Genomic DNA, 1,395 nt, shown 5'->3' on the forward strand with positions numbered 1-1,395 from the left:
GGGGTTGTGGGAGCGGTCCAGTGGCATGACCGGGCATTTGGCCGAGCGGGACGTGGCCCGTATGACGCGCTCGGGCATCGTGCCGCTCGCCGACGAGGACGGGCTGGCTCTGTTCGACGCGGCGTTGGCGGCGGACGGACAGGCGATTCTGGTGCCGTTGAAGGTGAGCCGTGGCGCGCTTCAGCGGCTCGCGGACACCGGCGGGTTGCATCCCCTGTTCCGAGGCCTGGTGAGAGCGTCATTGCGGCGGGCGGGCGAGAGCGCGGAGAGCTCGGGGCGAGGCGTCGTGGCGGAGCGACTGGTGGGCCTCGGCGAGAGCGAGCGCGAGCGGCTGATGCTCGATGTGGTGCGGGCCCAGGCGGCGGCTGTGCTGGGACACGACAGCGCGCAGGCGGTGGACGAGGCCCAACCGTTCAAGGAACTCGGCTTCGACTCGCTGACGGCGGTCGAGTTGCGCAACCGGCTGGGTACGGTGGTCGGGGTTCGTCTGCCCGCAACCCTGGTCTTCGACTACCCGACGCCGAAGGCACTGGCCGAGCACCTGCTGGCCGAGGTGCTGGGGCTGGTGGGTGAGGTCTCGGCGGGTGTTCCTGTGGTGGCGGTGGATGCCGACGATCCGGTGGTGATCGTGGGGATGGGGTGTCGTTATCCGGGCGGGGTGAGTTCGCCCGAGGACCTCTGGCAGATGGCGGCGGAGGGCCGGGAGGGCATCAGCGACTTCCCGGTGGACCGTGGCTGGGATCTGGACAACCTGTACGACCCCGACCCCGCGCACGCGGGCACGTCCTACGCGCGGGAGGGAGGGTTCCTGCATGAGGCGGGGGCGTTCGACCCCGGCTTCTTCGGGATCTCGCCGCGTGAGGCGCTGGTGATGGACCCGCAGCAGCGGCTGCTTCTGGAAACTTCCTGGGAGGCGTTCGAGCATGCGGGGATCGTGCCGGAGAGCCTGCGGGGTGCACGGGCGGGCGTGTACGCCGGGCTGATGTACCACGACTACTCCCACCACCTCGCAGGCATCGCGGGGGAGGCCGAGGGGTTCGTCGGGAACGGCAACGCGGGGAGTGTCGCCTCGGGCCGGATCGCCTACACCCTGGGCCTGGAAGGCCCGGCGGTGACGGTGGACACCGCGTGTTCCTCGTCGCTGGTCGCCCTGCACTTGGCGGCGCAGGCGCTGCGGGCGGGTGAGTGCGACCTGGCGGTGGCCGGCGGCGTCACCGTGATGGCCACGCCGGGACTGTTCGTGGAGTTCTCCCGGCAGCGTGGCCTGGCGGCGGACGGCCGCTGCAAGTCCTTTGCCGCGGCGGCGGACGGCGCGGGCTTCTCGGAGGGCGTCGGCATGGTGGTGCTGGAGCGTCTCTCCGATGCCCGTGTCAACGGTCACCGGGTGTTGGCGGT

1 protein-coding gene is annotated in these 1,395 nt (G+C 71.3%); it reads left to right on the plus strand.

Annotation, left to right across the window (positions count from 1 at the left end; all coding sequences use genetic code 11):
* Positions 1-25 precede the first annotated feature (25 nt).
* A partial coding sequence (locus ABEA26_RS35955; RefSeq protein WP_345598275.1) for an acyl carrier protein occupies positions 26-1,395 on the plus strand: 1,370 nt, incomplete at its 3' end.

Source organism: Streptomyces marokkonensis (assembly GCF_039539045.1).
Taxonomy (GTDB): Bacteria; Actinomycetota; Actinomycetes; order Streptomycetales; family Streptomycetaceae; genus Streptomyces; species Streptomyces marokkonensis.